Raw genomic sequence first — 308 nt, forward strand, 5'->3', positions numbered from 1 at the left:
GCGGTGGCGCCCACCCTGTTCTACTTCGCGCCCAAGAACATCTGGGTCCTCGCCTACCAGTGGGGTCAATGGCCCTTCATCTACCGCACCTCCAGCGACCCCACCAACCCCAACGGCTGGTCCGCACCCCAGCCACTGTTCACCGGCGGCATCCCCGGCGCCGCCCCGATCGACCAGACCCTCATCGCCGACGACCAGAACATGTACCTGTTCTTCGCCGGCGACAACGGCAGCATCTACCGCGCGAGCATGCCCATCGGCAACTTCCCCGGAAACTTCGGCTCCTCCTACACCACCGTCATGACCGA

General features: G+C 65.3%; 1 protein-coding gene. It reads left to right on the plus strand.

Annotated elements, in window-relative coordinates:
• Window positions 1–308, plus strand: a 308-nt coding sequence (locus PUR71_RS00345) for a non-reducing end alpha-L-arabinofuranosidase family hydrolase (protein WP_329924264.1), incomplete at both ends; no start/stop codon positions are given.

It is taken from the genome of Streptomyces sp. SP17BM10 (assembly GCF_036322405.1).
In the GTDB taxonomy this organism is placed as follows: Bacteria; Actinomycetota; Actinomycetes; order Streptomycetales; family Streptomycetaceae; genus Kitasatospora.